Annotated in this window: 27 protein-coding genes; 16 read left to right on the top strand and 11 right to left on the bottom strand. The window is 72.3% G+C overall.

The window, feature by feature from the left end:
- Positions 1-3 precede the first annotated feature (3 nt).
- From ybeY to era, 4 genes are read left to right on the top strand one after another with little or no spacing between them, the layout of a single operon-like run.
- A complete protein-coding gene (ybeY, locus tag ACFHWE_RS00700) occupies positions 4-486 on the top strand; it encodes an rRNA maturation RNase YbeY (protein WP_416598559.1) in 483 nt (160 codons plus the stop codon).
- The gene (locus ACFHWE_RS00705) at positions 483-1856 is read left to right on the top strand and encodes a hemolysin family protein (RefSeq protein WP_416598560.1); all 1374 of its coding nucleotides are present in this window, start codon (positions 483-485) and stop codon (positions 1854-1856) included. Before ybeY ends, ACFHWE_RS00705 begins: the two co-directional genes overlap by 4 nt.
- Positions 1853-2197 carry a cytidine deaminase gene (locus tag ACFHWE_RS00710; protein ID WP_416598561.1) on the top strand — a complete coding sequence of 115 codons (345 nt, stop codon included), beginning with the start codon at positions 1853-1855 and terminating at the stop codon, positions 2195-2197. Before ACFHWE_RS00705 ends, ACFHWE_RS00710 begins: the two co-directional genes overlap by 4 nt.
- Before the next feature lie 11 nt (positions 2198-2208).
- Positions 2209-3177, top strand: coding sequence for a GTPase Era (era, locus tag ACFHWE_RS00715; RefSeq protein WP_416598562.1), 969 nt, complete (start codon positions 2209-2211; stop codon positions 3175-3177).
- Positions 3178-3419: 242 nt separating this feature from the next.
- Here era and ACFHWE_RS00720 read toward each other — a convergent pair whose 3' ends face one another.
- Positions 3420-4115 (bottom strand): IclR family transcriptional regulator, encoded by a 696-nt coding sequence (locus ACFHWE_RS00720; RefSeq protein WP_416598688.1) that lies wholly within the window; start codon positions 4113-4115, stop codon positions 3420-3422.
- Positions 4116-4395: 280 nt separating this feature from the next.
- Here ACFHWE_RS00720 and ACFHWE_RS00725 point away from each other — a divergent pair, with 280 nt between their 5' ends.
- From ACFHWE_RS00725 to ACFHWE_RS00735, 3 genes are all read left to right on the top strand, one after another.
- Complete coding sequence (locus tag ACFHWE_RS00725; protein WP_416598563.1) at positions 4396-5682, top strand: DUF6986 family protein; 1287 nt, start codon at positions 4396-4398, stop codon at positions 5680-5682.
- Positions 5679-7058 (top strand): allantoinase AllB, encoded by a 1380-nt coding sequence (gene allB / locus ACFHWE_RS00730; protein WP_416598564.1) that lies wholly within the window; start codon positions 5679-5681, stop codon positions 7056-7058. Before ACFHWE_RS00725 ends, allB begins: the two co-directional genes overlap by 4 nt.
- A 97-nt stretch (positions 7059-7155) precedes the next feature.
- Entirely contained in the window at positions 7156-8223 is a 1068-nt protein-coding gene (locus ACFHWE_RS00735; RefSeq protein WP_416598565.1) for an alkene reductase, read from the top strand.
- A gap of 60 nt (positions 8224-8283) precedes the next feature.
- Here ACFHWE_RS00735 and ACFHWE_RS00740 read toward each other — a convergent pair whose 3' ends face one another.
- The 4 genes from ACFHWE_RS00740 to ACFHWE_RS00755 all read right to left on the bottom strand — a co-directional run bounded on the left by ACFHWE_RS00740 (position 8284) and on the right by ACFHWE_RS00755 (position 10384).
- Positions 8284-8487: a type II toxin-antitoxin system VapB family antitoxin gene (locus ACFHWE_RS00740; protein WP_416598689.1), complete on the bottom strand. Its 204-nt coding sequence runs from the start codon at positions 8485-8487 to the stop codon at positions 8284-8286.
- A 72-nt stretch (positions 8488-8559) separates the two neighbouring features.
- Positions 8560-9456 carry a factor-independent urate hydroxylase gene (gene pucL, locus ACFHWE_RS00745; protein ID WP_416598566.1) on the bottom strand — a complete coding sequence of 299 codons (897 nt, stop codon included), beginning with the start codon at positions 9454-9456 and terminating at the stop codon, positions 8560-8562.
- Positions 9457-9503: 47 nt separating this feature from the next.
- On the bottom strand, positions 9504-9842 hold the full coding sequence (uraH, locus tag ACFHWE_RS00750) for a hydroxyisourate hydrolase (protein ID WP_416598567.1): 339 nt from the start codon (positions 9840-9842) through the stop codon (positions 9504-9506).
- Positions 9839-10384: a 2-oxo-4-hydroxy-4-carboxy-5-ureidoimidazoline decarboxylase gene (locus ACFHWE_RS00755; protein ID WP_416598568.1), complete on the bottom strand. Its 546-nt coding sequence runs from the start codon at positions 10382-10384 to the stop codon at positions 9839-9841. Before ACFHWE_RS00755 ends, uraH begins: the two co-directional genes overlap by 4 nt.
- A 155-nt stretch (positions 10385-10539) precedes the next feature.
- Here ACFHWE_RS00755 and ACFHWE_RS00760 point away from each other — a divergent pair, with 155 nt between their 5' ends.
- Together ACFHWE_RS00760 and leuA are read left to right on the top strand one after the other, a co-directional pair.
- The gene (locus tag ACFHWE_RS00760; RefSeq protein WP_416598569.1) at positions 10540-11346 is read left to right on the top strand and encodes a hydroxypyruvate isomerase family protein; all 807 of its coding nucleotides are present in this window, start codon (positions 10540-10542) and stop codon (positions 11344-11346) included.
- A 446-nt stretch (positions 11347-11792) separates the two neighbouring features.
- Complete coding sequence (gene leuA / locus ACFHWE_RS00765; protein ID WP_416598570.1) at positions 11793-13493, top strand: 2-isopropylmalate synthase; 1701 nt, start codon at positions 11793-11795, stop codon at positions 13491-13493.
- 61 nt (positions 13494-13554) lie between these two features.
- On the opposite strand, the gene ACFHWE_RS00770 is transcribed toward leuA, so the two are convergent.
- A complete protein-coding gene (locus tag ACFHWE_RS00770) occupies positions 13555-14397 on the bottom strand; it encodes a CAP domain-containing protein (protein WP_416598571.1) in 843 nt (280 codons plus the stop codon).
- A 206-nt stretch (positions 14398-14603) separates the two neighbouring features.
- Here ACFHWE_RS00770 and recO point away from each other — a divergent pair, with 206 nt between their 5' ends.
- From recO to ACFHWE_RS00790, 4 genes are all read left to right on the top strand, one after another.
- Positions 14604-15335 (top strand): DNA repair protein RecO, encoded by a 732-nt coding sequence (gene recO, locus ACFHWE_RS00775; RefSeq protein WP_028647242.1) that lies wholly within the window; start codon positions 14604-14606, stop codon positions 15333-15335.
- Positions 15332-16153, top strand: coding sequence for an isoprenyl transferase (locus ACFHWE_RS00780; protein ID WP_416598572.1), 822 nt, complete (start codon positions 15332-15334; stop codon positions 16151-16153). The genes recO and ACFHWE_RS00780 overlap by 4 nt, the downstream gene beginning before the upstream one ends.
- A 44-nt stretch (positions 16154-16197) precedes the next feature.
- Positions 16198-16995 (top strand): SGNH/GDSL hydrolase family protein, encoded by a 798-nt coding sequence (locus ACFHWE_RS00785; RefSeq protein ID WP_416598690.1) that lies wholly within the window; start codon positions 16198-16200, stop codon positions 16993-16995.
- A gap of 70 nt (positions 16996-17065) precedes the next feature.
- Positions 17066-17899: an SGNH/GDSL hydrolase family protein gene (locus ACFHWE_RS00790; RefSeq protein ID WP_416598573.1), complete on the top strand. Its 834-nt coding sequence runs from the start codon at positions 17066-17068 to the stop codon at positions 17897-17899.
- 54 nt (positions 17900-17953) lie between these two features.
- Here ACFHWE_RS00790 and ACFHWE_RS00795 read toward each other — a convergent pair whose 3' ends face one another.
- The 4 genes from ACFHWE_RS00795 to ACFHWE_RS00810 all read right to left on the bottom strand — a co-directional run bounded on the left by ACFHWE_RS00795 (position 17954) and on the right by ACFHWE_RS00810 (position 20617).
- On the bottom strand, positions 17954-18331 hold the full coding sequence (locus ACFHWE_RS00795; protein WP_416598574.1) for a Fur family transcriptional regulator: 378 nt from the start codon (positions 18329-18331) through the stop codon (positions 17954-17956).
- The gene (locus ACFHWE_RS00800; RefSeq protein ID WP_416598575.1) at positions 18328-19236 is read right to left on the bottom strand and encodes a metal ABC transporter permease; all 909 of its coding nucleotides are present in this window, start codon (positions 19234-19236) and stop codon (positions 18328-18330) included. Before ACFHWE_RS00800 ends, ACFHWE_RS00795 begins: the two co-directional genes overlap by 4 nt.
- Positions 19229-20119 carry a metal ABC transporter ATP-binding protein gene (locus ACFHWE_RS00805; RefSeq protein WP_416598576.1) on the bottom strand — a complete coding sequence of 297 codons (891 nt, stop codon included), beginning with the start codon at positions 20117-20119 and terminating at the stop codon, positions 19229-19231. Before ACFHWE_RS00805 ends, ACFHWE_RS00800 begins: the two co-directional genes overlap by 8 nt.
- A gap of 72 nt (positions 20120-20191) precedes the next feature.
- A complete protein-coding gene (locus tag ACFHWE_RS00810; protein ID WP_416598577.1) occupies positions 20192-20617 on the bottom strand; it encodes a DUF6703 family protein in 426 nt (141 codons plus the stop codon).
- Between the two features lie 201 nt (positions 20618-20818).
- On the opposite strand from ACFHWE_RS00810, the gene ACFHWE_RS00815 reads away from it, so the two are divergent.
- From ACFHWE_RS00815 to ACFHWE_RS00825, 3 genes are all read left to right on the top strand, one after another.
- Positions 20819-24400, top strand: a complete 3582-nt coding sequence (locus ACFHWE_RS00815; protein ID WP_416598578.1) for a CDP-glycerol glycerophosphotransferase family protein — start codon at positions 20819-20821, stop codon at positions 24398-24400.
- A gap of 33 nt (positions 24401-24433) precedes the next feature.
- Positions 24434-24721, top strand: coding sequence for an antibiotic biosynthesis monooxygenase family protein (locus ACFHWE_RS00820; protein ID WP_416598579.1), 288 nt, complete (start codon positions 24434-24436; stop codon positions 24719-24721).
- A gap of 166 nt (positions 24722-24887) precedes the next feature.
- Complete coding sequence (locus ACFHWE_RS00825) at positions 24888-26276, top strand: glycine--tRNA ligase (protein ID WP_416598580.1); 1389 nt, start codon at positions 24888-24890, stop codon at positions 26274-26276.
- A 75-nt stretch (positions 26277-26351) separates the two neighbouring features.
- Here the strand turns inward: ACFHWE_RS00825 and ACFHWE_RS00830 are convergent, their stop codons facing one another.
- The gene (locus ACFHWE_RS00830; protein ID WP_416598581.1) at positions 26352-26834 is read right to left on the bottom strand and encodes a MarR family winged helix-turn-helix transcriptional regulator; all 483 of its coding nucleotides are present in this window, start codon (positions 26832-26834) and stop codon (positions 26352-26354) included.
- Positions 26835-26844 lie beyond the last annotated feature (10 nt).

Here is a 26844-nt window from a genome sequence, read left to right on the forward strand (position 1 = left end):
AAGATGAGCATCGACGTCGCCAACGAGTCGGGCTTCACCACCGTGGACGAGGCGCGGCTCTCCCGCCTGGCGCGGCACGTGCTCGACGCCATGCGCGTCCACCCGCTGGCCGAGCTGTCGGTCGTCCTGGTGGACGAGGAGCCGATGACGGACCTGCACGTGCGCTGGATGGACGAACCCGGCCCCACCGACGTCCTCTCCTTTCCCATGGACGAACTGCGCCCCGGCGGCCCCGGGCGCACCAGCGAACCCGGTGTGCTCGGAGACGTGATCATCTGCCCCCAGGTGGCTGAGCAGCAGGCCCGGAAGGCCGAGCACTCCACCGAGGCGGAGATCGACCTGCTGTGTACGCACGGCATCCTGCACCTGCTGGGCTACGACCACGCCGAACCCGACGAGCACAAGGAGATGTTCGGCCTCCAGGGTGAGATCCTCGCCGCCTGGCGCGAGCGCGAGGCCGCCGACGAAGGGGGAGCGGGGCGATGAACCTCGCCTCATCGCCAGGCGCGCTGCCGTCGGCCGCCGCGGACCCGGTCCTGTGGGCCGGCGTGTGCGCGGTGGCCGCCGTCCTCACGGCCGGGGCCGGGTTCCTGGCCGCCGCCGAGGTCGCCGTGACCAGGGAGGCCCCAGTCGGGGTGGCGGGTCCCCCCGCCGCGCGGGCCGCCCGCTCCCGCTGGGAACGCGTGTCCGCCGATCCCACCCGCCACCTCAACGTCCTGCTGTTCCTTCGCGTGGTCGCGGAGGTGGGCGCGGCCCTGTTCGCGGCCCTGGCCGCCGTGCTCCTGTTCGGGGTCGGCTGGCCCGCCTTCCTGCTGGCGCTCGCGGTCCTCGTGGTGGGCGACTACGTGTTCGTCGCGATCGCCCCGCGCATCCTGGGCCGCCAGTTCGCCGCGCCGATCTCCCGTGCCAGCGCCGCCGTCCTCCACCCCGTCCAGGTCGTGCTGGGACCGGTCGCCGAACTGCTGGTGGGCCTGGGCCGGGCGCTCACCCCGGCGGGCAAGGGCGACCGCGAGGGCCCCTTCAGTACCGAGGTCGAACTGCGCCAACTCGTGGACCTGGCCGAGCAGGGGGAGGTCATCGACCCCGAGGAGCGGCAGATGATCCACTCGGTGTTCAAACTCGACGACACCTCCGTGCGGGAGGTGATGGTGCCGCGTCCCGACATCGTGTTCACCGGACGCGACGCCGAGGCCGATGCCGTCCTGTCGCTGGCCCTGGCCAGCGGCTACTCGCGCATCCCCGTTACGGGCGAGGACGAGGACGACGTGGTCGGCATCGTCTACCTCAAGGACGTGGTGGACCGGCTGCACGACCGCTGGACCGCCGCGCCGGGCGAGGCGGGCGCGGGCCTGGTCGCCGCGGACGTGATGCGTCCCGCCACCTACGTCCCCGACACCAAGCCCATCGACGAACTCCTGCGCGAGATGCAGCAGCAGCGCAACCACGTCGCCGTGGCCATCGACGAGTACGGCGGCACGGCGGGGCTGGTGACCCTGGAGGACATCGTCGAGGAGATCGTCGGGGAGATCACCGACGAGTACGACCACGAGATCCCTCCCGTGCAGTGGCTGGACGCCGACCGGGTGCGCGTGACCGCCCGGCTGCCGCTGGGGGAGCTCGACGAACTCTTCCCCGACCACGACCTGGACGCCCCCGACGTGGAGACCGTCGGCGGACTCGTCGGGTTCGTTCTGGGCCGGGTGCCGGTGGGCGGCGCCCGGGCGCAATACGCTGGACTCAGACTCACCGTGGAGGGCCGCGGGGGACGGCGCAACCGGCTGACCACGGTGCTGGTCGAACGGCTGCCGGAGGAGACCGGCGGCCAGGACGAGGACGTAAGGAGCACGGAGCAGTGACGGACACGACGGGGCTGGGGCCCGAGGACGGTAAGCTCATCACCCTCGCACGGGCCTCACGGGCCCGCAACGCCGCGGCCGAGGGTGCGGCGGTGCGCGACGAGACCGGGCGCACCTACGTCGCCACGACCGTGGAGCTGCCCTCGCTCCGCCTCTCCGCCCTCCAGGCCGCCGTCGCGGCGGCGGTCTCCGGCGAGGCCGCGGCCCTGGAGGCGGCGGTCGTCGTGACCGCGGCGGGCGAACTGACCGAGGACGACCGCGCGGTCGCGGAAGACCTGAAGACCCAGGTGGTGGTGATCGCCGCCCCCGACGGGGTTCCCGCGAGCATCACCCGGCGCTGAGAAAAGACGACATGAACGACCTCGACCTGGAGAAGCTGCGGCTTCCGCTGGAGATGCCCCCCCATCCGGAGGGCTTCCGCAGCGGGTTCGCCTGCTTCGTGGGCCGCCCCAACGTCGGCAAGTCCACACTGATGAACGCGCTGGTCGGCCAGAAGGTGGCGATCACCAGCAACCGGCCGCAGACCACGCGGCGCACGGTGCGCGGGATCGTCCACCGGCCGGACGCGCAGTTGATCGTCGTGGACACGCCCGGCCTGCACAAGCCCCGCACCCTGCTGGGGGAGCGGCTGGACTCGCTGGTGCGGTCCACCCTGGTCGAGGTCGACGTGATCGCCTTCTGCCTGCCCGCCAACGAGCCGATCGGCCGCGGGGACACCTACATCGCCAGGGAACTGGCGGAGCAGACCGACACCCCGGTGGTCGCGCTGGTCACCAAGACCGACCTGGCGGGCAAGGAGGCCGTGGGGGAGCAGCTCATGGCGGTCAGCGGACTGGGGGACTGGGACGACATCGTCCCGGTCTCCGCGCGGGGCGGCTTCCAGGTCGACACCGTCGCCGACGTCCTGTGCTCGCACCTGCCGGAGGGGCCGCCGCTGTACCCGGAGGGCGACCTCACCGACGAGCCCGACGAGATGCTGGTGGCCGAACTGGTGCGGGAGGCGGCGCTGGAGGGCGTGCGCGACGAGCTTCCGCACTCCATCGCCGTGGTCGTGGACGAGATGAGCGAGCGCGAGAACACCAGGCCCGACAAGGACCTGGTGGACATCTACGCCTCGCTGTACGTGGAGCGCTCCAGCCAGAAGGCGATCGTCATCGGGTCGAAGGGGTCGCGCCTGCGCGACGTCGGCTCGCGGGCGCGCAAGCAGATCGAGGCCCTGCTCGGCCGGAAGGTCTTCCTCGACCTGCGTGTGCGGGTGGCCAAGGACTGGCAGCGCGACCCCAAGCAACTGCGCAGGCTGGGCTTCGACCAGCAGACCTAGCCGTGTTTCTTTGTCCCTCGCAGGCTCGGGACGTGCTCGGGCGCCAAGGAGGCCGGCGTCTTCGTCGCCCACCCGCCAGCCCGCCGCCGCCCTCAACGGACGCCTGCGGCGCGGTCCCTCCCGGCTCGTTCCTCGCAGTGGCGGAGACTCCTCCGGCAGAGACCGGTACGCCGCTCGCGCTGCTTCCAGACGTGGTCTGTCGGCGGGACGGCTGTGTTTATGGTCCTTCGCAGGCTCGCGCTCTAATGCCTTTGGGTGAGGTCGGCGGCCAGTGCGCGGGCGGCCTCCTGGACCAGCGGGGCCGCGCGCTTGACGAAGTCCCAGGTCACCCGCCGGTCGGGGCCGGAGACGGACACGGCCACCCGGGAGGGCGCGCCCTCCACCGGGGCCGCGACGCAGCGCACGCCGAGCTCCTGCTCGCCGTCGTCGATGGCGTAGCCGCGCTCGCGGATGCGCCGGAGTTCGACGGCGAACGCCTTGGGGTCGGTGATGGTGCGGTCGGTGGCCGCGGGCATGCCGGTGCGGTCGACGGTGGCCAGCGCCTCGTCCTCCTCCAGCTGCGACAGCAGCGCCTTGCCCACTCCGGCGGAGTGGGGCAGGACGCGTCGGCCGACCTCGGTGAACATGCGCATGGCGTGCGGTGAGGGCACCTGTGCCACGTAGACCACCTTGTCGCCGTCGAGCATGGCCAGGTTGGCGGTCTCGCCCAGGGCGTCGACCAGGCGGGACAGGTGGGGGCGTGCCCAGGTGCCGAGCATCTGGGCGGCCTTGTCGCCCAGGCCGATCAGCCGTGGCCCCAGGGCGTAGCGGCGCGAGGGCAGCTGGCGTACGTACCCGTCGCCGACGAGGGTACGTATGATGCGGTGGATGGTCGGCAGGGGCAGGCCGGAGGAGTCGGCGAGCTGGCTGAGGGAGGTCTCGCCGCCCGACTCCGCCATGATCTCCAGCAGGGTGAAGGCCCGTTCGAGGGACTGTACACCGCCGGGGCGCCCGCGCCCGCCGGTGTCCTCGGTGCGGGTCGGGGGGTCCGTCCGGGGGGTCTGCGAGGCTGGCACGAGTCCTGCTCCCTGTCGAAGGCCGCGTCAGGTCAATGGTGGTTATTCTGCGATACGAAAACCACATCCCATCACCTGAGTCTTCTATAGCACGGAGCGTCATGGCGGGGTAACGGATTCCGTGGACCGTGGCCCACCGGGCGCCGCAGAGAGGAGCAGTGACGTGGCAGTGGACGATCCCCTGTCCCCGGACGAGCTCGCCGCCGGGCTGGACACGCGCCTGGCCGAGGCCGACGCGCGGCTCGCCCGCGACTACCCCGGCGCCCCCACGCGGCGCCAGCCGGTGCACACCGTGTACGTTCCCGCCGACCGGGTCCGCCCCGGCCTGGCCGCCGACTGGGGGCGGCGCGCCCTGGCCGCACTCGACGAGTACGCGCCGACCGTCGACGACCTGGCCGCGGCCACCGGACTCAGCGGCCCCGCCGTCGCCGAGGTGCTGCCGCGGGTCCGCGCCAAGCTCGCCGACGAACCGGTGGAGGACCTGCGCGCCGACCTGGAGGACGGGTACGGCGCCCCCGGCGACGGGGTCGAGGACGCCGACGCGGTCGCGGTGGCCGAGGCCCTCGCCGCGGACGTCGCGTCGGGCACGGCCACCCCCACCTTCGGCATCCGCGCGAAGGGGATGGAGGCGGCCGGGCGCCGCCGCGGGGTCCGCAGCCTCACCCTGGTCCTGCGCACCCTCCTGGACCGGCTCGGGGCGCTGCCCGAGCAGTTCGTCCTCACCCTGCCCAAGGTCACGTCGGTCGAGCAGGTCGAGGCGATGGTCTGGCTGTGCGGGCGCCTGGAGCGGGGGCTGGGCCTCCCCGAGGGGAGGCTGCACTTCGAGGTTCAGGTCGAGACACCCCAGTCGGTCCTGCTTCCGGACGGGACCGCCGCCGTGGCCCGCATGATCGGCGCGGGTGGGGGCCGGGTGAGCGCCCTGCACTACGGCACCTACGACTACAGCGCGGCGTGCGGCGTCACCGCCGCCCACCAGGGACCGGCCCATCCGGTGGCCGACCACGCCAAGGCGGTCATGCAGGTGGCCGCGGCGGGCCGCGGGGTGTTCCTCTCCGACGGCGGCAGCAACGTCCTGCCGGTGGGGGAGCGCGCCGAGGTGCACCGTGCGTGGCGGCTGCACGCCGGGCTGGTCCGGCGTTCGCTGGAGCGCGGCTACTACCAGGGCTGGGACGTGCACCCGCACCAGTTGCCCACCCGCTTCCTGACCGTCTACGCCTTCTACCGCGAGGCGTTCGCACCCGCGGCGGCCCGGCTCCGGGACTACCTGGGGCCGGAGCGGGCGGGTTCGGCGGTGGTGGACGAGCCCGCCACCGCGCAGGCCCTGGCCTCGACGCTGGTCAACGGGTGGCGCTGCGGCGCCCTGGACGAGGACGAGATCGCCGCCGCCGGTGTGGACCCCGCACTCCTGCTGGGCCTGGCCACCCGTCGGGTGGGACAGGAGGAGGCGTGACCGCCTGCGAACTGGTCGTCCACGCGCCCCGCGCCGTCACCCCCGAGGGGGTGCGCCCGGTCACCGTGCTGGTGGGGGACGGGATCATCCTCGACGTGCTCGACTGCGACCCCGCCGAACCGTACGACTTCGAGGGGACCCGGCGCCGGTTCCCGGGTTCGAGGGAGATCGTCCTCGCCGACGACGAGGTGCTCATCCCCGGGCTGGTCGACTCCCACGTGCACGTCAACGAGCCCGGCCGCACCGAGTGGGAGGGCTTCGCCAGCGCCACCAGGGCCGCCGCGCTGGGCGGCGTGACCACGATCGTGGACATGCCGCTCAACAGCGTGCCGCCGACCACCACCGTGGAGGGGCTGGCCGCCAAGCGCGCCGCCGCCGAGGGCAGGGTGGCGGTGGACGTGGGCTTCTGGGGCGGTGCGGTCCCCGAGAACAGTGTTCCGGGGGCGACCGGGGTGCTGGAGGCCCTGCACGCCAGCGGGGTGTACGGGTTCAAGGCGTTCCTGTCGCCGTCGGGGGTGGCGGAGTTCGGTCACCTGTCGCCCGAGCAGCTGCGCACCGCGGCCGAGGCACTCGCCGGGTTCGGCGGGCGGCTCATCGTGCATGCCGAGGACCCGGCGGTGCTGGACGCGGCCCCGCCCGCCGCTGGGCGCGACTACGCCGCCTTCCTCGCCTCGCGGCCCGAGGAGGCCGAGCACGAGGCGATCGCGCTGGTCATCGAGACTGCGCGCCGCACGGGCGTGGTCGCGCACGTCCTGCACCTGTCCAGCGCCGGTGCGCTCCCGCTCATCGCCCGTGCCAGGGAGGAGGGCGTGCCGCTCACGGTGGAGACGTGCCCGCACTACCTGGTGCTGGAGGCCGAGGCGATCCCCGCCGGGGACACCCGGTTCAAGTGCTGCCCGCCCATCCGGGGCCGCGCCAACCGGGACCTGCTGTGGCGGGCGCTGGCGGACGGGTTGATCGACTGCGTGGTCAGCGACCACTCGCCCAGTACGCCCGATCTGAAGGACCTGGACACGGGGGACTTCGGGACCGCGTGGGGCGGGGTCTCCGGGCTCCAGGTGGGCTTCCCTGCGGTGTGGACCGAGGCCCGGCGCAGGGGGGTGCCGCTAGAGGACGTGGTCCGGTGGATGTCCTCGGGGCCGGCCCGGGTCGCCGGGGTGGCGGGCAAGGGCGCCCTCGCCCGGGGGTGTGACGCCGACTTCGCGGTGGTGGCCCCGGAGGCCCCGGTGCGGGTGGAGGCGCGCGGACTGGCGCACCGGAACCCGGTCAGCGCCTACGACGGCCTGGAACTGTACGGGCGGGTGCGCCGCACCTTCCTGCGCGGTGGGGAGATCGTCGCCGGGGTCGCGGCCGGGCGGCTGCTGGAGCGCGGCTGAGCGCGCGGTCCCGGGGGCGGTGCGCGCTTCCGGGACCGCGCTTTCTACCGTGGGACCAGTGGGAGAATAGTCCCTTTCCTTACCTTCTGGAGAAGCTTTGAGTGACTTGTTCCACCCCGTCACTATCGGCCGGTACGAACTGTCGAACCGCCTGTTCATGGCGCCGATGACCCGTTCGCGCGCCGACGAGCGCGGGCGCGTCGACGGCGTGGTCGCCGAGTACTACGCGCAGCGGGCCTCGGCCGGCCTGATCATCACCGAGGGCATCCAGCCCACCGTGCGCGGCCAGGGCTACATCCTCACGCCCGGACTGCACTCCCAGGAGCAGGTGGAGGCGTGGAAGGGCGTCACTGGCGCGGTGCACGACCGGGGCGGCCGTATCTTCGCCCAGCTCATGCACTCGGGCCGGATCGGCCACCCCTGCCTGTACGAGGACGGCGGGCTCCCCGTGGGACCCTCCGCCATCGCCTCCGGCCAGTCCCTCTTCGACGGCTCGGGGATGGTGCCCCACCCGGTCCCACGCGAGATGACCGCCGACGACATCCGCGAGGCGGTCGACGGCTTCGCCGCCGCGGCGCGCAACGCGGTCGCCGCCGGGTTCGACGGTGTCGAGGTGCACGGCGCCAACGGCTACCTCATCCACCAGTTCCTGGCCGACGGCGCCAACCACCGCACCGACGCCTACGGCGGCAGCGCCGCCGCGCGGGCCCGCTTCGCGGTGGAGGCCGTCGACGCCGTGGCCGACGCGATCGGGGCCGACCGCACGGGCCTGCGCATCTCCCCGGGCAACACCTTCAACGGCATCACCGAGAGCGACCCCGACGAGCAGTACCTCACCCTGCTCGCGGCGCTGGCGCACCGCACCGACCTGGCCTACCTGCACATCATGGAGACGGGCGCGCGCGAACTCACCGAGCGGCTGCGCAAGGAGTGGAAGGGCACCCTGGTCCTCAACACCGGCTCCAAGATGGACACGGCCCCCGCCGCGAAGGTCTTGGAGGAGGGGCTGGCCGACGCGGTCGCGCTGGGCACGGCGTGGCTGGCCAACCCCGACCTGGACGCCCGGATCAGGGCGGGCGGGCCGTTCAACGAGCCGCACCGCGCCACCTTCTACGGCGGCGACCACCGCGGTTACACGGACTACCCCACCCTGGCCGGAGCCTGAGCCGCCGGCGGTCCCGGGCCCGCCCGGGACCGCGGCCCCGCTCCGGTGTCCCCCCGGAGATCACCTTCGGTAGTTCCTCTTGTCCATGAGCAGGTTCAGGTCGACCGAGCCCTCGTCCACGGGCTCACGTATCCGGTTGAGGGCGCGTGCCCTGTCGGACCGTGCCGCCACCTGCCGCAGCGCGGTGTTCACGGTGTCCTCCGCCGTCGTCGTCCCCAGGAGTTCCGAGGCTCTGCACAGGGCCTCGTCGTCGATGTCGATCAGGGCTTGGCCATCGCGGCCTTCTCCTCACACGGGTGATGGATCTCTTCGAAGGCGGCGGGGCCCCGCCCAGGGTCAGACGAAGCCGGGGACGGACCGCCACGCCTGACCGGGATCCGGGGCGTCGTCGCGTTCGACGGCGGCCTCGATCCTGCCGTAGGGCCGGTCGGCGGCGAAGAACACCTCGTTCGGGTTGTCCAGGCCGAACGGCTCCAGGTCCACCAGGATGTGGTGGTTGTTGGGCATGGAGAAGCGGATCTCCGCGATCTCGGGACGGCGCTCCAGGACCGCCTCGCCCATCGCGTACAGCGTCTGCTGGAGGGCGAGGCTGTGGGTGTCGGCGAACGCCTCCAGACAGGCCGCGCGCACGGACGCGTAGAGCTCGTCGAAGGGCAAGCCGGTGCGGGTGTAGCGCCACCGCGCCGTGACGTCCGTGGCCAGGACGCGGTCGCCCGTCTCCGGGAGCGTCGTGTACCTCGTCTTCGGATAGCCGCGAAACTCCGAACCGGTGGTCTTGAGCACCGTCAGCCCCTCGAAGCCGGAGACCACCCACTCCCGGTCGCCGTCCTTGGTGACGACGGTGGTCCGCGTCTCGCCGCCCCGGCGCGTGAACGCGTGGCCGTGCGGCCCCTCGGGGGTGGTGATGCGGTCCCACGAGTACTCGTGCACCTCCTGGCGCGCGCCGTGCACGTAGGGGTGCTCGTCGACGAAGTGCCGGGCCAGACGCAGTGCGAAGTCCTCGACCGCCCCCACGCCGCCCCACTCGCGGGCCTTGGCGTAGACCGTGTTCTTCTGTGTGTCGGTGGGCAGGCAAGTGCTGTTGTCGCCGACCGTGTGGACCGCCTCCAGGTCGCCGCGCAGTTGCGAGGTGACACTGACGTCCTTGATCCGGTGGACGGCGGTCGAGCGGTCCACGTGGACGAGGCGGACCTCCGCCTTGCCGTACTGGTTGTCTCCGAGTCTGATCCCCATAGGGGCGTGCTCCGTTCCGGTGCGTACGCGGCTGGTGGTGCGCGGCTCTAGGAACCCCGGTAGGTGGAGTAGGAGAAGGGGCTCAGCAGGAGCGGCACGTGGTAGTGCTCCTCCGCCTCGGCCAGTTCGAACACCACCGCCACCTCGGGGTAGAAGCCCCGCTGGCCGGTGGCGGCGAAGTAGGCCGCGGTGTCGAACACGATCCGGTAGCGGCCCGTGGGCAGCCGGCCGGGGCCCAGGTCGGCGACGCGGCCGTCGCCGTCGGTGCGCCCCTCGGCGACGCCTTCCCACGGGGCGTGCCCGGCCGCCGACTCCAGGCGGACGGGCACGCCGCGCGCGGGCCGCCCCAGTGCGGTGTCGAGGATGTGCGTGGTCACGTGGCTCATGTAGCGTCCAGGAGTTTGTCGACCCGCAGGCCGGCGATCTTGCGCAGTTCGTCGCCGACCACGGAGAGTTCGGTGTCCTCGTCGTTCTCCAGCCGTGCGACGAGGTCGGAGAGGAGCTCACGGGGCGAACGGCCGCTCGCGCAGACCAGGTAGATCCGCCCGAACCGCTCCTCGTACTCGCCCTGCGCGAAGGCGAAGATCCGCTGGACCCGGCGCGCGGCGTCACCGGGGTCCGCGGCGAAGGCCGACTGCTCGCCCTTCGACCACGCGGCCTCGATGCCCTCACCGCGCGGCCGCTCCCCGATCCGGGGGTGCCGTGCGAGAGCGGCCGAGACCTCCCCGCCGGTGAGCGTCCCGGCCTGCCGGTCGGCCAGCTCCCGCAGGGAGTGCCGGTCGCGGTAGGGCGCTGCGGCGGCGACCGCCGCCACCCAGCGGTCCACGTCCAAGCACCGCGCGAGCTCCGCGCGCAGCCTCTCCGGGGGCAGGGCGTTGAGGCGGGCGAGGCCGGGATCGGTCCGCGGTCTCGCGGCGGGCTCGGGCATGCTGGTCTCCATCCTCCGGATGGGTTGGATGATCCCACAGAGTGTTCCGCCGGAAAAGGGCGCGGTCGGGGGGTCACACCGAAGGCGCGTGCGGCGCGCACCGTTTCGTGTGGAATAGGCTTTCCGTTGAACGGAAGGCTTGGCGGGGAGGGCGGATGGGCCGCACGCTGGACTACACGGTGAACTGCTCCCTGCTGTTCACCGAGCTGCCCCTGGCCGAACGCCCCCGGGCGGCGCGCGAGGCCGGGTTCTCCAACGTGGAGTTCTGGTGGCCCTTCGCCGACGCCGTGCCGCCCCGCGGCGAGGTCGACGCCTTCGTCACCGCGATCGAGGCCGCAGGGGTCCGCCTGACCGGCCTCAACCTCTTCGCCGGCGTCCTGCCCGGACCGGACCGGGGCATCCTCTCCCACCCCGGCCGCGGAGCCGAGTCCGAGGCCAACGCCGAACTCGTGGCGCGCATCGCCCAGCGCACCGGCACCACCGCGTTCAACGCCCTCTACGGCCTGCGCCTGGCCGGAGTGGACCCGGCCGAACAGGACCGCCTCGCCCTGGAGAACACCGTCGCCGCCGCCCGTGTCCTGGCCGCCGTCGGCGGGACCGTCCTGGTCGAACCCCTGAGCGGTGTCGAGGGCTACCCGCTGCGGACCGCCGCCGAGGCCCTCGCCTTCGTCGCGCGCGCCAGGGAGGCCGGGGCCGACAACGTCGCCCTCCTCGCCGACCTCTACCACCTGGCCGTCAACGGCGACGACGTCGCCGCCGTCGTGCGCGACCACGCCGCCGAATTCGGGCACGTCCAGATTGCCGACGCTCCGGGCCGCGGGGAGCCCGGGACCGGGGCGCTGCCCCTGGAGCGGCTCGTCACCGACGCGCGGGCCCACGGGTATCGGGGCCTGGTCTCGCTGGAATACCTGCCGACCGTTCCCACCCGGGAGAGCTTCGGGTGGCTGGACTCCTGGGAGTGAGAAGCCGATCCGGGCGCACGGAGCGCCCGGCAGATGAGTTCCCGCCGGCGGTACCGGCCCTGCCGCACCCACGGCTTACGTGTGATCCGCGTGGCTGACGGCGGGCTCGGGTGTTGGCCGCACCCAGGGTCCCGCCGGCGGAATCCTCTACAACCCCCCTAGCACTGAAGGGTTCGTCCTAAATGGTACAGACCCTTCCGGTGAGCACCGCCACCGAGGGGGGCGGAAGCAGGACGGCCCCTCGGGCGTTGTCCCAGCATGTGGACGTCGGCTTAGGAGATCCGAGGCCGTTCTGCTAGCGTGAACCCCGTTATGCTGCGCGAGCTGCTTCTCCTTAGTGGCCGCGGCGGGGGTCGTTAGAAGGTCGGCTCCCTCGCCGCGGGACTTCGGCTTGCCCCGGTCGACCACGGACCACATGCCAGCATCCCACTGAGGAGACAACACCTATGGTGCCCCAGCAGCAGCCCGGACCCATGCCCTTCCACCGCTACGCGCCCTTCGCGCCGGTGGACCTGCCCGACCGCACCTGGCCGTCCAAGACCATCACCGAGGCGCCCCGCTGGCTGTCCACGGACCTGCGCGACGGAAACCAGGCCCTGATCGAGCCGATGGACCCCGCACGCAAGCGCGAGATGTTCGAGCTGCTGGTGCGGATGGGCTACAAGGAGATCGAGGTCGGCTTCCCCGCGGCCAGCCAGACCGACTTCGACTTCGTGCGGTCGCTGATCGAGGACGGCCTGATCCCCGACGACGTACAGATCTCCGTCCTCACCCAGGCCCGCGAGGACCTGATCGAACGCACCGTGCAGAGCCTGGTCGGTGCCGAGCGCGCCACCGTGCACCTGTACAACGCCACCGCCCCCACCTTCCGCCGCGTGGTGTTCAAGGTCGACCGCGAGCAGTGCAAGGACATCGCGGTCCAGGGCACCCGCCACGTCATGCGCTTCATCGAGCAGTACCTGGGCGAGAGCGCCTACGTCGGCTACGAGTACTCGCCCGAGATCTTCGTCGACACCGAGCTGGACTTCGCCCTGGAGGTCTGCGAGGCCGTCATGGACGTCTGGCGGCCCGGACCGGGCCGCGAGATCATCCTGAACCTGCCCGCCACGGTCGAGCGCGCCACCCCCAACGTCTACGCCGACCAGATCGAGTGGATGAGCCGCAACCTGAGCCGCCGCGAGCACGTGGCGCTGTCGGTGCACCCCCACAACGACCGGGGCACCGGCGTGGCCTCCGCCGAACTCGCGGTCATGGCCGGGGCCGACCGCGTCGAGGGCTGCCTGTTCGGCCACGGTGAGCGCACCGGCAACGTCTGCCTGGTCACCCTGGGCCTGAACCTGTTCAGCCAGGGCGTCGACCCGCGGATCGACTTCTCCCAGATCGACGAGATCCGCCGCACCGTCGAACACTGCACGCAGCTCCCGGTCGCGCCCCGCCACCCCTACGGCGGCGACCTGGTCTACACGGCCTTCTCCGGCTCCCACCAGGACGCCATCAAGAAGGGCTTCACCGCGCTGGAGGCCGAGGCCGAGGCGGCCGGGACGCCCGTGGACGAGCACCCGTGGGACGTGCCCTACCTGCCCATCGACCCCAAGGACGTGGGCCGCAACTACGAGGCGGTCATCCGCGTCAACAGCCAGTCCGGCAAGGGCGGCGTCGCCTACATCATGCACCGCGACCACGCGATGGACCTGCCGCGCCGCCTCCAGATCGAGTTCTCCAGGGTCGTCCAGGAGCACACCGACGCCGAGGGCGGCGAGTTCGCCGCCGAGCGCATCTGGGAGATCTTCTCCGGCACCTACCTGAAGGACGGCGGCCCCGTCGCGGTCCTGGCGCACCGCTCGGCCACCGGTGAGGACGGCGTCCACCGCATCGAGGCCGACGTCCGCGTCCACGGCGAGATCCGCGAGCTGTCCGGCACGGGCAACGGACCCATCTCCGCCTTCTGCGACGCCCTGACCGACGTCGACCTGAAGGTCCGCGTCATCGACTACGTGGAGCACTCCCTGGGCGAGAGCGGAGACGCCCGGGCCGCGGCCTACGTCGAGGCCGAGGTCGACGGCCGCGTCCTGTGGGGCGTGGGCGTGCACAACAACATCACCACGGCCTCGCTGAAGGCCGTGTGCAGTGTCATCGGCCGCGCTTGACCGGAACCGGCCCGACGCCGCGGCCCCTGACCCCGCAGCGGGGTCAGGGGCCGCGGCGCGCTCACACCCAGCCGAAGAGCTGGGTCCAGGCGTAGCCGGACTCCCCGACGCCGATGGCGACCAGGCCGCAGTTGAGGATGTTTCTGCGGTGCCCCTCGCTGTTCATCCAGGACTCCACCACCTGTGCGGCGCTGGTCTGGCCCTTGGCGACGTTCTCCGCGCCCCAGGAGTCGTAGCCGTGGCGGGAGGCCCGGCCTCCGGGGCCCTCACCCTCCGGGCTGTAGTGCGACATGTAGCCGCGCGCGTCCATGTCCTCGCTGTGCTCCTGAGCGGCGGCCGTCAGGCGCGCGTCCACGCGCAGCGGGTCGCACCCGGCGGCAGCCCGTTCGGCGTTGGTGAGATCCACGACCCGGTCGGTCAGGGTGCTCGAACCCGTGCCCGCACCTCCGCCGCTGTTGCCCCCGCCGGCCGACGAGCCGCCCCCGGAGCCCCTTCCCGAGCCGTCGGTGCCCTCCGCGCGCGCCGAGTCCGCCGACGGTTCCCCGTCCTCCTCGGCAGGAGAGGGTGAGACGGTGGCCTGGGCGCTCTGCCGTGCGGGCTCGGGCCGGGCGGTCGGTGCCGGGCCGGTGTCCGAGGGCGCCGCGAAGAAGTCGTCGTCGATCTCCGCGTCGGGCACCGCGGCCTGTTCGGGAGGGGCTTCCCCGGAGCCCCCGGAGGGCAGGAGCCCGGTGGCGGCCGTCTGGATCAGGTCGAGTCTCTCCCCGGCTCCGGTGAAGATCAGGGTGGCGGCCAGGGCCAGCCCGACCGGAATGGCGGTCAGCGCCGTCAGGAGAGGCAGACGCGTGCGTCTGCCGTGCTGCCTGCGGGCCTGCGCCCTGCCCTTGCGTCGGCGGCCTCGGGCCATGTCGCTGTCCCTCCGTGCGGGTTCGGGCACATCGCGGCCGCGTGGGTGCCGCGTGTGTTGGGAGCGTTCTCCCGGGACCGCCCTGGCCGATGGGGCCGGGGCAAATGTCTGAGAAAGGGAATCCAAATCGTAACAAAGAATACTGCGTTGTGGTTTGTGATGGGCGCGCGTGTGGAAGGTCCGAGCGATCCGCGACAATGGGGGTTGTGAGTCTCTACCGCGACGAGGGCGTCGTCCTGCGCACCCAGAAACTGGGCGAGGCGGACCGCATCATCACCCTCCTGACCCGGCGCACCGGCCTGGTGCGTGCCGTCGGCAAGGGGGTGCGCCGCACCAAGTCGCGGTTCGGCGCCCGCCTCGAACCGTGCACCCACGTGGACGCGCAGTTCTACACGGGCCGCACCCTGGACGTGATCACCCAGGCCGAGACGGTCCGCGCCTACGGCGAGGCCGTCGTGTCCGACTACGCGGGCTACACCGCGGCCACCGCCATGCTGGAGACGGCCGAGAAGATCGTCGCGGTGGAGAAGGACCCGGCACTGCGCCAGTTCCTCCTGCTCATCGGTGCCCTGCGCGTCCTGGGGGAGGGGACGCACGACGCGCGGCTGGTCCTGGACGCCTACCTGCTCCGCTCGCTGGCCGTGGCCGGATACGCGCCGGCGCTGAGCGGGTGCGCCCGATGCGGCAGCCGCGGCGAGCAGCGGGCGTTCGCGGTCCACGCCGGCGGTATGGTCTGCTCGGTATGCCGTCCCCACGGCGCCGTGCACCCGCACGCCGAGACGCTCCGACTGATGTCGGCCCTGCTCGAAGGCGACTGGCCGGCCGCGGACGCCAGTGAGGGAGGGCACCGCTCCGAGTGCAGCGGGCTGGTCGCGGCCTACCTGCAATGGCACCTGGAGAACGGCATCCGATCACTGCGCCACGTGGAGCGTTCTTGAGTCTGTTCAGTTTCGACCCCGGACACCGGCGGGACTACACGCCGCCTGCCGCGCACCCCAGCGGCGCCCGCCCTCCGCGGCTGCCGGCGGCGCTGGTGCCACGGCACGTGGCCGTGGTCATGGACGGCAACGGGCGCTGGGCCAAGGAGCGCGGCCTGCCCCGGACCGAGGGTCACAAGGCGGGCGAGTCCTCCCTCTTCGACGTGATCGAGGGCGCGCTGGAGCTCGGTGTGGAGCACCTGTCCGCCTACGCCTTCTCCACGGAGAACTGGAAGCGCTCCCCCGACGAGGTGCGCTTCCTCATGGGGTTCAACCGCGACGTCATCCGCCGCCGCCGCGACGAGCTGCACGCCCGGGGGGTGCGCGTGGTCTGGGCCGGGCGCACGGGGCGGCTGTGGAAGAGCGTGCTCAAGGAGCTCGCCGACGCCGAGGAGATGACGAAGGACAACACCGCGCTGACCCTCCAGTTCTGCGTCAACTACGGCGGCCGGGCCGAGATCACCGACGCCGTGCGCGAGCTGGCCCGCCAGGCCGCCGACGGGCGGCTGAAACCTGACAGGATCGACGAGGACGACATCTCCGGCCGCCTGTACGCGCCCGAGGTGCCCGACGTGGACCTGTTCGTGCGCTCCTCCGGTGAGCAGCGCCTGTCCAACTTCCTGCTCTGGCAGTCCGCCTACGCCGAGTTCGTGTTCCTGGACACGCTCTGGCCCGACTTCGACCGCCGCGACCTGTGGCGGGCCTGTGAGATCTACGCGAGCCGGGACCGCCGCTACGGCGGAGCGGTGCCCAACCCGGTACCCGAGGAGGACAAGTGACGGATCGTACGGGGGAGAGGGAGACGCCCCTGGTCAGGCCGGGGATGTCGTTCCTGGCCCTGGGGGACAGCTTCACCGAGGGCGTGGGGGACCCCTCCCCGGACGGGGAGGCGGAGTTCCGCGGCTGGGCGGACCGGGTGGCCGGGCACCTGGCCGACCACGTGGGCGAGGTGCGCTACGCCAACCTGGCCGTACGCGGCAAGCTCATGCGCCAGATCGTCACCGACCAGGTTCCGGCGGCCGTGGAGATGGCGCCGGACCTGGTCTCGCTGTGCGCGGGCGGCAACGACCTGCTGCGCCCCGGCGGGGACCCCGAGCGCATGGCCCGGGTGCTGGACCACACGGTGGCCCGGCTGCGCGCCGCCGGGAGCCGGGTCATGCTCTTCACCGGGGTGAACGTCTCCACCGGCTACATGCGCACCACGATCGGCCTGTTCGCGCGCTACTACATGAACGTGCGCGCCATCGCCGACCGGCACGACTGCCTGCTGGTCGACCAGTGGCCGATGCGCGTCCTGACCGACCCGCGCGCCTGGGACGAGGACCGGCTGCACATGTCCCCGGAGGGCCACCGCAGGCTGGCGCTGCGGGTGGCGGAGGTGCTCGGCGTGCCCACGGAGCGGCGCTGGGACGAACCGTGGCCGGAGGCGGAGCCGGTCGGGTGGCGCCAGGCGCGCAGGGAGGACCTGGTGTGGGTGAAGGAGTCGCTGGGGCCGTGGATCGGGCGCCGGCTCACCGGCAGGTCCTCCGGTGACGCGGTGACAGCCAAGTTCCCCGAGCCGATCACGGTCAAGGGCACGGCTGCGCCGGTGACCCCCGCCTCAGACAGGAATGTGACATAAGGCGCAAAAGCAGCGAAAAGCTCAACCTACTGTCGCGTAACTATGGCCCTCAGTCGCATCATTGCGTACTATGAGCGGCTTTCGGACCAGTGAACTCACCCAGAAGGACATCCTGTCCTACGTGGCCCTCGGTGACAGCTTCACCGAGGGCATGAGCGACCCCTACCCGGACAGCGACACCGTCCCCGAAGGGCGCTACCGCGGCTGGGCGGACCGGGTGGCCGGGCACCTGGCCGACCACGTGGGCGAGGTGCGCTACGCCAACCTGGCCGTACGCGGCAGGCTCATCGCCCAGATCAGGGACGAACAGATGGAGCCGGCGGCCGAGATGGCGCCGGATCTGGTCACCCTGTGCGCGGGCGGCAACGACATCATCCGCCCCGGAGCCGACCCCGACCGGACCGTGGAGCTGTTCGAGGACATGGTGGCGCGCCTGTCCGCCACCGGTGCGCGCGTGGTCGTCTTCACCGGGTTCGACACCAACTGGCAGCCGGTCATGCGCCACCTGCGCGGCAGGATCGCCACCTACAACATGCACATGCGTGCTGTCGCCGACCGGTACGGCTGCGACGTCGTGGACCTGTGGAGCATGGGCTGCCTGTCCGACCCGCGGGCGTGGAGCTGGGACCGCCTCCACCTGTCCCCGGAGGGGCATCGCAGGGTGGCGCTGCGCACCTGCGAGGTCCTGGGCGTCCCGGTTGCGGGCCGGTGGGACGCCCCTTGGCCGCCGCCCGAACCCCGCGCCTGGCGCACCGCGCGCCAGGAGGACCTGCACTGGGCGCGCGAGTTCCTGGTGCCGTGGATCGGGCGCAGGCTCAGCGGCCGCTCCTCCGGCGACGGCCTGGGCCCCAAACGGCCCGTGCTGCGGCCGTGCCGGCGCACCGACCACCGCGACGAGCCCTGACCGGCCCGGCGCCCACACGGTTCCGGGGCCCGGACGGTCTCAGGGAGGCACCGCTCAGCGGGAGGCGCAGGAGGCGCAGGTGCCGAACACCTCGACGGTGTGCGTCACCCCGGTGAAGCCGTACCGGGTGCCCACCTCGGCGGCCCAGGCCTCCACGGCGGGCCCCTCGATCTCCACGGCCGTGGAGCACACCCGGCACACCAGGTGGTGGTGGTGCTCCACGGTGTCGCACGCCCGGTAGATCGCCTCTCCCTCGCTGGTGCGCAGCACGTCCACCTCGCCCGTCTCGCTCAGCGCCTGGAGCGCCCGGTAGACGGTGGTCAAGCCGATCTTGGAGCCCTCGGCGCGCAGGTCCGCGTACAGGTCCTGGGCGCTGCGGAACCCGGTGGACCCGGTCAGTGCTCGGCGGACCGTCTCACGGCGCGTACTCATGACTGTTCCACCCTTCCCCCGGTCGTGGTCGCAGGCATCGTATCCGCCAGAGGGCCGACTACCGGACGGCGGGTGGCCGCCGACCGGCGCTTGGAGAGGCGGTTCAGCACACCCCCCGCGGCGACCGCCGCGCAGAAGACCGCCAGCGCCAGGATGACGATCGTGGCCCCCGGCGCCAGGTCTCCGTAGAAGGCGGTGGTCAGACCGCCCACCGAGGAGGCCAGGCCGATCACCACGGCCAGGACCATGGTCACCCGGAAGCTGCGGGTCAACTGCTGTGCCGCGGCCACCGGGACGATGAGCAGCGCGCTGACCATGAGCACACCCACGATCCGCATGGCGATGACCACCGTCAGCGCCGCCGTCACCGAGAGCAGGACGCTCAGGAAGCGCACCGGCAGCCCGTGGGCGCGCGCCACCTCCTCGTCCTGGCACAGCACGAACAGTTCGCGGCCGAACAGTGCCACGACCGCGAACACGCCGAGGGCCAGACCGGCCACGAACCACAGGTCCTCCTCAGCGACGGTGCTCACCGAACCGAAGAGGTAGGACGTCAGGGTCGCGTTGCTCGCCCCGGGGGTGAGGTTGATCAGCAGCACGCCCCCCGCGATGCCGCCGTAGAACAGCAGGGCCAGCGCCACCTCGCCGCTGGCGCGGGTCCGCACCCGCACCAGTTCCATGAGCACGGCGCCCGCCGTCGCCACCAGAGCGGCCGTGAGCACGGGGGAGGTGCTGGTGAGCAGGCCCAGGGCCACACCGGTGAGCGCCACGTGCCCGATGCCGTCGCCCAGCAGCGCCAGGCGGCGCTGGACGAGGAACGTGCCGATGACCGGGGTGACCAGGCCCACGAGCACGGCGGCGATGAGCGCGCGCCGCATGAACTCGTACTGGAGCAGTTCAGTCACGACCGGGAACCTCGAATCGGATCAGGTCCGTCGCCGAGGCGGCCCGGGGGTCGGGGTCGTTCGGGTCGGGGTGGGGGTGCTGGTGCTCGTGGCCCGGGCGCGCGCACGCGCCGGTCACCGCGGGGACCGGGCCGTCATGGACGATCCGTCCGCTGTCCAGTACCACCGAGCGCTCGATGACCTCCTCCAGCGGGCCCGGCTCGTGCAGGACCAGGACTACGGTGGACCCCTGTTCGCGCAAGAGGGCGACGGTCCGGGCGAGTGCCCGCTGGTTCTCCGCGTCCACCCCGGCCATGGGCTCGTCCATGACGAAGGTGTCGGGCCGTCCGGCCAGGGCGCGGGCGATGAGGACGCGCTGCTGCTGGCCGCCGGAGAGTTCGCGCACGGCGTCGCGGGCGCGGTCGGTCAGGCCCACGGCCTCCAGGGCCTCGTGCACGGCGGCCCGGTCGGAGCGGCTGGGGAAGAACGAGAGGCGGCCGCGCGTCGCGACCTGCCCGGAGGCGACGATCTCGCGGACCGTGGCGGGGACGGCGCCGCCCGCCGTAAGCCGCTGTGGGACGTACCCGATGCGCCGCCACTGCCGGAACCGGTGCAGGGGGGTGCCGTGCAGGAGGACCTCGCCGGAGGCGAGCGGCACGATGCCGAGCATGGCGCGCATGAGTGTGGACTTGCCGGAGCCGTTGGGCCCCAGGACGGCCGTGGTCCGGCCCGCGTGGAGGTCCAGGCTCACCCCGTCCAGGACGGGGACCCCGTCGTAGGTGACACGGGCGTCGGCGACCCGGAAGGCGGGAGGGGCCGACGGGTGGCGCGGTGGCGGTGCGTCCGCTGCCGCCGGGGACGGGTCTGCGGGCCGCGGCGCGTCCCTCCTGAACTGGTCTGACACACCACCAGTATCGGGAAAATGAAAACGATTGTCAAAATGTGTCCGGGTGCTCCCAGAGCGGGACCCGCGCGCTCAGAACCCCAGGAGTCTGGCGGCGGTCAGGAACGCCACGACCACGATCATGAGCACGCGCGGGGCGCGCCCGCTCCGGTCCAGGGCCGGCCAGCCCAGGTAGGCCAGCCACACCAGGAACACCAGAACCAGCACCAGGCACGGCGCGCCGACCCACCAGGGGGCCATCAGCCCCGAGACGAACAGGGCGCCCAGCACCAGCGGTGTGAACCAGCGCGGCATACGGCTCAGCCACACCAGGAGGACCGCGCTGCGCCGCTCCACCGCGTGCCGCAGCCGGGAGGACCCCGCGCCCGGACCGGGTTCGTCGTGGGGCAGGGACCGTTCGGGGCCGTGCCCCGGCCCGCTGCCGTGTTCGGGGGAGACCATCGCCGTGCGCTCCTCGTTCCAGTGCGGCCTGCGCGAGCCGGATCGACCGGCGCCCAACGGGCACGGTACCCGCGATCCGCCCGATCCATGTGTGCGGGGCCCGAACCACGCCCCGGATTCTCGCCGACACGGAATCACCGATCCACTGCAAGCGATCCACTACATTCATGGGACGGGTGTCCTGAGAGTAAGAACCAGGTCATCCGATGTCAGAGTGCCGCCCCCGCGACGGGGATCCCTCGGAGGATGCCGCTTCCCGTGCCCCAGATCACAGTCATCGTGGCCTTCGACGCCACCGAACCGCACCTGCAGGACTGCCTGGACTCCCTGGCGCGCCAGGACGGTACGGACCCCGAGGCCCGGGCCGAGGCCGTCCTCGTTCCCGTGCGCCAGCCCGGCACCGGCGTCCCGGGCACCGGGACGGCGCACCCCGACGGCGACGACGAGTCGGTCGAGTCCGCCCCGCGCGACGCCCTGGCCGTCGCCAGGGCGTTCGCCGCCGCACCGCCCCCCGGGCTCGCGGTCCGCCTCCTGGACGGCGCGCCCTGCTCCGACCGCTCCGCCGCACGCGCCCGGGGGGCCGAGGCCGCCACCGGAACCCACCTCCTCTTCCTGGACGGGGCCGACGCCCTCACCGGATACGCGCTCGCCTACCTGGCCCGCGCGGCTCGCGACAGCCGCTCCGACCTCGTGGTGGGCGGTGCCCACCGGTTCAACGAACTCGGAGCCTCGCCCTCCCGGGCCCACCGCGCCTACGGTGCCCGCCCCCGCACGGCCGAGGACCCCCGCCACGTCCCCGGCCTGCTCACCGACCCCGCCCTGGGCAACAGGCTCTGGCGCGGGGAGTTCTGGGACGCGCTGCCCGACCACGGCCTGCACCCCGACGACGTCGACCTCGCCCTGCGCCGGGCCGCCCTGTCCGCCCACACCGTGGACTACCTCCCGGCCCCCGTCCTTCTCATCCGCGAACGCGACGCCGACCCGGCCGTGCCCGACGCCGACCTCCTCGCCCGCCGCCTCGTCGCCGCGGGCGCCCTCGCCGCGAGTCTGGCCGCCACCGACCGCGACCTGTGGGACCGCACACTCCTCGAAGGCGAGCTCGCCAGAGCGCTCAAACACCTCGACGAGGCCGCCCCCGACGTTCGCCGCGCCCTGGTCGAACTGGTCGGCACCTACCTCGAACACGTCTCCCCCGAGACCGTCGACGGCCTGCGCGCCCTGCACCGGCTCATGTACCACCTCGTGCGCCGGGGCCGGGTGGACGACCTCGCCGAACTCGCCGTCTTCGCGCGCAGCGTCGAGATCAAGAAGGCCCCCGCCGTCCGGCGCGGCCTCACCTACTACCTGCGCTACCCCTTCTTCGAGTCCACCGACCCGGACAAGGCCGTCCCCCGCCGCGTGTACCGGCTCGACGACCACCTCCACGCCAGGCAGAAGACCGAGGACGTGCGCTGGAAGGACGGCCGCCTGCACATCAGCGGCCGGATCGGCCTGCCCCACCTGCCCGCCCGCAAGCGGTGGCAGCAGTACGTGACCGCCCATGCCGTCGATACCCGGGGCGCCCGCCGCGTCCGCCTTCCCGTGCGGGTGCGGCGGGCCGCCGAGTACCGCCTGCCCGACGTCCCCGAGGCCGCCCGTCACGACTGGGGCGGGTTCACCGTGGTCCTGGACCCGGCCCGGCTGCGCACCGGCGGCCGGTGGGAAACGGGCGAGTGGACGGTGGAGATGACGGTGTTCAACCGGGGCCTGGTCCGCCACAAGACCCTCTCCCACCCCGTGCCCGGCCCGCCCGAACGGCCCGGATGCCATGAGGCGGCCGAGGACCTGTGGATCCGCCCCCGCTGGGACGCGGCCCGCCGCCTCGTCGTCGCCGTCGAACCGGTGCGCGCCCGGATCACCGGCCACGGCCACGACGCGGACACCGGTGTCCTGGAACTGCGTGGGGAACTGCTCGGTGATCCGGAGGCCACACAGGGTGAGATCCGCCTGACCCGCGCGCCCGGCACCGCCGAGACCGTCCACCCCGCCACCGTCGCCGACGGCCGCTTCACCGCCCGGGTCGACACCCGCGCCCTCTTCGACCGCGCCGTGGACGAGTGCGGCGGCGCGATTCTCCAGGAGGAGTGGGAGGCCCTCCTGGTCCTCGACGGCACGGAGGCGGTTCCCCTCGTCCTGCCCGACGGTGTGGCCGCCACCGCCTACGCCCTGCGGGACGCCCGGCGCGAACTGGCAGTCCAGCGCACCCCCACCGGACACGTGCGGCTGCGCGCCGGACGGGCACGCCCGATCGTCGACAGCGCCCGCTGGGAGGGGCGCGACCTGGTCCTGGAGGGGGAGTTCGGCGCCGCCACCGAACTGTGGATCGTGGCCAGGGCCCGCGGGCGCGACGAGGAGCACGTGTTCGACACCCGCCAGGACGGCCACCGCTTCACGGCCCGGCTCTCCCCGGCCGACACCGCCACACTCTCCGGCCCCCTGTCCCTGCCCGCGGGCTCCTACCGGCTGTGGGGCAGGACCACCGGGGCCGGCCCCGTGCAGCCGGTGGACGCGGGCGTGGAGTACGGCGAGGACCTCATCGCCGAGCCGCCCATCGCGATGAGCACCGACCAGCGCGACTACACCCTCACCTACCAGGGCCGGGGTATCCCCGTCCTCACTGTCGGCAGCGACCTGCGCCCCGCCGAGCGCGGTACGTTCGCCCAGCGCGGCCTCCGGGAGACCGACTACCCCCGCTGGCGCGGCGAACCCCTCACCGAGGGCGTCCTCTTCGACTCCTACACCGGCCGCCAGTACTCCGACAGCCCGCAGAGCATCTGCGCGCGGCTGCGCACCGACGATCGGTGGGAGCACTACCCGATGTCCTGGCTGGTCGCCGACGGTCAGGTGAACCTGCCCGAGGGCCTCGCCCCGGTCCGCCTCAAGGGGCGCGAGTACTACGAGGCCCTGGCCCGCACCCGCTACCTGGTCACCAACTCGCGCCAGCCCGCGTGGTTCCACAAGCGCCCCGACCAGGTGGTCGTGCAGACCTGGCACGGGTCGATGCTCAAACGTATCGGCTTCGACGTGGAGAACGTCGGCGGCAAGTCGCGCGACTACTTCGACAAGCTCGCCTGGGAGACGCGGCAGTGGGACTACCTGGTCTCCCCGAGCCCCTGGGCCACGCCCATCCTGCGCAGCGCGTTCCGGTTCGAGGGGGAGATCCTGGAGACCGGCTACCCGCGCAACGACATCTTCTTCTCACCCGACAGGGACCGGATCGCCGCACGCGTCCGCCGCCACCTCGGCCTGCCCGAGGGCAAGAAGGTGGTGCTGTACGCGCCCACCTGGCGCGACGACAAGTACTACACCCGCGGCAAGCACAAGCTCGACCTGCACCTGGACCTGCAGCGGATGTACGACAAACTCGGCGACGACCACGTCCTGCTGGTGCGGCGCCACCCGCGGGTCGTCGACAGCGTGCCCGTCGTCGGCGAGGGGTTCGTCCACGACGTCTCGCTCTACCCCGAGATCATGGAGCTGTTCCTCATCACCGACGTGCTCATCACGGACTACTCGTCCATGATGTTCGACTTCGCCAACACCGGGCGGCCCATGCTCTTCTTCACCTACGACCTCGAAAGCTACCGGGACCGACTGCGCGGGTTCTACTTCGACTTCGAACAGACCGCCCCCGGGCCGCTGCTGACCGAGTCCGACCAGGTGATCGAGGCCCTCCTGGACATCGACGAGACGGCCGCGCGGCACGCCGACGGCTACCGGGCGTTCGTGGAGCGGTTCTGTCCCCTGGACGACGGACACGCCGCCGCGCGTGTCGTGGACCGGGTCTTCGGCTCCTCCTGAGCGGCCGCCGCGGGCTTGCGGTTGAATGGGGCGGTGATCGTCATCACCCGATACTCCGTGCCCGAGGCCGACACCGAGGCCTTCCGAACCGACGCCGACGCAGCCGTGGCGGCGCTGTCGCGACGCCCCGGGTTCCGGGGCCACCGGATCGGCCGCGCCGCCGACGACCCCCTCCTGTGGACCGTGGTCACCGAGTGGGACGGAGCGGGGTACTACCGCCGTGCACTGTCGGACTTCGACGTGAAGGTGAACGCCGTGCCGCTGCTCTCGCGCGCCATCGACGAGCCCACCGCCTTCGAGATCCTCGACGGTGGAGCCTGAGCACGCCTGTGGATCCGTGCGCGAGCGGAGCCCGTGTGCTCTAGCCTGGGAGGGCGGGCACATGGCGCACCCCGCCCTGGTCGCGCCGCGGCCCGCACTTCCCTGATCAGCACCGATGTATCGCGCACCGCGATCCACCGACCGCCAGCCGGATGGAGAGTCACCCATGGCCGCCAAGTCAGAGGCAATGGACGCACTGGTCAACCTCGCCAAGCGGCGGGGCCTGGTCTACCCCTCCAGTGAGATCTACGGGGGTCTGCGCGCCGCCTGGGACTACGGTCCCCTGGGTGTGGAGCTGAAGGCCAACGTCAAGCGCCAGTGGTGGCGCACGATGGTGCAGGAGCGCGAGGACATCGTCGGCCTGGACTCCAGCGTCATCCTGGCCCGCGAGGTCTGGGAGGCCTCCGGCCACGTCAAGGCCTTCGTCGACCCGCTCACCGAGTGCCAGTCCTGTCACAAGCGCTTCCGCGCCGACCACCTCATCGAGGCCTACGAGGAGAAGCACGGCCGCGAGCCCGAGGGCGGCCTGAACGCGCTGGCCTGCCCCAACTGCGGCGCGAAGGACTCCTTCACCGAGCCGCGCATGTTCAACGGCCTGCTCCGCACCCACCTGGGCCCGGTCCAGGACGAGAAGGGCCTGGCCTACCTCCGTCCGGAGACCGCGCAGGGCATCTTCGTCAACTACAAGAACGTCGAGCAGTCCGCGCGGCGCAAGGTGCCCTTCGGCATCGGACAGATCGGCAAGTCGTTTCGCAACGAGATCACCCCGGGCAACTTCATCTTCCGCACCCGCGAGTTCGAGCAGATGGAGATGGAGTTCTTCGTCAAGCCCGGCAGCGACGAGGAGTGGCACCAGTACTGGATCGACACCCGCCTCCAGTGGTACGTCGACCTCGGTATCGCCAAGGACAACCTGCGGCTGTACGAGCACCCGCAGGAGAAGCTCTCGCACTACTCCAAGCGCACCGTGGACGTGGAGTACCGCTTCAACTTCCAGGGCAGCGAGTGGGGCGAGCTGGAGGGCATCGCCAACCGGACGGACTACGACCTCCGTACGCACAGCGAGGCCTCCGGCCAGGACCTGTCCTACTTCGACCAGGAGAACAACGAGCGCTACATCCCCTACGTCATCGAGCCCGCGGCCGGTGTGGACCGCACGGTGCTGACGTTCATGCTGGACGCCTACAACGTCGACGAGGCGCCCAACGCCAAGGGCAAGATGGAGAAGCGCGCCGTGATGCGCCTGGACCCGCGCCTGTCGCCGGTCAAGGCCGCCGTGCTGCCGCTCTCGCGCAACGCCGACCTCTCGCCCAAGGCCCGCGACCTGGCCGCCGCCCTGCGCAAGCGCTGGAACGTGGAGTTCGACGACGCCGGCGCGATCGGCCGCCGCTACCGCCGCCAGGACGAGATCGGTACGCCGTTCTGCGTGACGGTGGACTTCGACACCCTGGAGGACAACGCGGTGACCGTGCGCGAGCGCGACACCATGTCCCAGGAGCGCGTGTCCCTGGACCGGGTGGAGACCTACCTGGTGGAGCGCCTGCCCGGCTGCTAGTGCCGGTGGGCTGAACCGACGACGGCCGCCCGTCCCCGTGTGGGGGCGGGCGGCCGCGCGCTGTCCCCAGGGTGGTCAGCGGGGCGGCCGGACCTCGCGACGCCGGACGGCGGCAGCGGCACCGAACTCGTCGAGGATATCGGTGAGCAGGGAGCGGAGGGTGTGCAGCGCGTCGTCGCCCAGGCGTCGGCGGAGCCGTTCCTCCGTCTCCGTCCGTGCGGCGCGGGCGGCCTCGACGGCCGCGCGGCCGCGCGGGGTCAGCCTGACCCGGCGGACTCGGGCGTCGCCGGGGGAGGGGAACCGCTCGGTGTAGCCGAGTCGTTCGAGCTCCACAACCGCCTTCGAGGCGCCCTGCGGGGTCATGTCGAGCTTCTCGGCCAGGTCGCCGATGGTGGGCTCGGCTTCGACGAGGTGCTGGAAGACGTAGCCGTGGGACGTGCGCAGGTCGGCGAAGCCGTGTGTGGCGAGCGCGTCCTGGACGGATGAGGCCGCGGCCGACCCCACGAAGAGGGCGAGCGTGCCGGTGTCCAGGTCGTCGGGTTCCAGTGGTTGCGGCATACCGCCATTG

The organism is Nocardiopsis sp. LOL_012, from assembly GCF_048060475.1.
Classification (GTDB): Bacteria; Actinomycetota; Actinomycetes; order Streptosporangiales; family Streptosporangiaceae; genus Nocardiopsis.

Excerpts from the sequence above, each read along its gene's own strand:
- ybeY (WP_416598559.1), top strand. The coding sequence starts at position 4 with ATGAGCATCGACGTCGCCAACGAGTCGGGCTTCACCACCGTGGACGAG.
- ACFHWE_RS00705 (WP_416598560.1), top strand. The coding sequence starts at position 483 with ATGAACCTCGCCTCATCGCCAGGCGCGCTGCCGTCGGCCGCCGCGGAC.
- era (WP_416598562.1), top strand. The coding sequence starts at position 2,209 with ATGAACGACCTCGACCTGGAGAAGCTGCGGCTTCCGCTGGAGATGCCC.
- ACFHWE_RS00720 (WP_416598688.1), bottom strand. The coding sequence starts at position 4,115 with ATGGCGGAGTCGGGCGGCGAGACCTCCCTCAGCCAGCTCGCCGACTCC.
- pucL (WP_416598566.1), bottom strand. The coding sequence starts at position 9,456 with ATGGGGATCAGACTCGGAGACAACCAGTACGGCAAGGCGGAGGTCCGC.
- uraH (WP_416598567.1), bottom strand. The coding sequence starts at position 9,842 with ATGAGCCACGTGACCACGCACATCCTCGACACCGCACTGGGGCGGCCC.
- ACFHWE_RS00755 (WP_416598568.1), bottom strand. The coding sequence starts at position 10,384 with ATGCCCGAGCCCGCCGCGAGACCGCGGACCGATCCCGGCCTCGCCCGC.
- ACFHWE_RS00760 (WP_416598569.1), top strand. The coding sequence starts at position 10,540 with ATGGGCCGCACGCTGGACTACACGGTGAACTGCTCCCTGCTGTTCACC.
- leuA (WP_416598570.1), top strand. The coding sequence starts at position 11,793 with ATGGTGCCCCAGCAGCAGCCCGGACCCATGCCCTTCCACCGCTACGCG.
- ACFHWE_RS00770 (WP_416598571.1), bottom strand. The coding sequence starts at position 14,397 with ATGGCCCGAGGCCGCCGACGCAAGGGCAGGGCGCAGGCCCGCAGGCAG.
- ACFHWE_RS00785 (WP_416598690.1), top strand. The coding sequence starts at position 16,198 with ATGTCGTTCCTGGCCCTGGGGGACAGCTTCACCGAGGGCGTGGGGGAC.
- ACFHWE_RS00790 (WP_416598573.1), top strand. The coding sequence starts at position 17,066 with ATGAGCGGCTTTCGGACCAGTGAACTCACCCAGAAGGACATCCTGTCC.
- ACFHWE_RS00795 (WP_416598574.1), bottom strand. The coding sequence starts at position 18,331 with ATGAGTACGCGCCGTGAGACGGTCCGCCGAGCACTGACCGGGTCCACC.
- ACFHWE_RS00825 (WP_416598580.1), top strand. The coding sequence starts at position 24,888 with ATGGCCGCCAAGTCAGAGGCAATGGACGCACTGGTCAACCTCGCCAAG.
- ACFHWE_RS00830 (WP_416598581.1), bottom strand. The coding sequence starts at position 26,834 with ATGCCGCAACCACTGGAACCCGACGACCTGGACACCGGCACGCTCGCC.